The organism is Yersinia similis (assembly GCF_001053095.1).
GTDB lineage: Bacteria > Pseudomonadota > Gammaproteobacteria > Enterobacterales > Enterobacteriaceae > Yersinia > Yersinia similis.
Window position 1 is genome coordinate 1 of sequence record NZ_CGBP01000104.1, and the last position, 331, is coordinate 331.

The window sequence follows — 331 nt, forward strand, 5'->3', positions numbered from 1 at the left end:
AAGCGATAGCGGGAGGCAGTGCGCCGTATCTGGCGGAAGTGATTAAGCAAAGCACGGGTGATAACGAAGAAGCGCGACTGGCGGCACATGCGGTGGTCGGTTCTGTTCTGGCACATCTACAGGGCAATAGCGCGCTGGCGGGAGGCGCAGGTGCCTTGACGGGTGAGATAGCGGCTGATTTAATCATGCAGCAGTTGTACCCGGGGAAAATGGTTAGCGAACTCAGCGAGACAGAAAAACAGACCATCAGCGCGTTAAGTACATTAGCGGCAGGGCTGGCGGGGGGCTTGACGGGAGACAGCAGCGCCGACGCGGTTGCGGGTGCACAGGC

The 331-nt window shown here is 59.5% G+C and carries 1 protein-coding gene; it reads left to right on the forward strand.

Translation table 11 applies throughout. The features are described 5' to 3' along the window. Window positions 1-331, forward strand: a 331-nt coding sequence (locus tag AC971_RS22455) for a VENN motif pre-toxin domain-containing protein (protein WP_197090751.1), incomplete at both ends; no start/stop codon positions are given.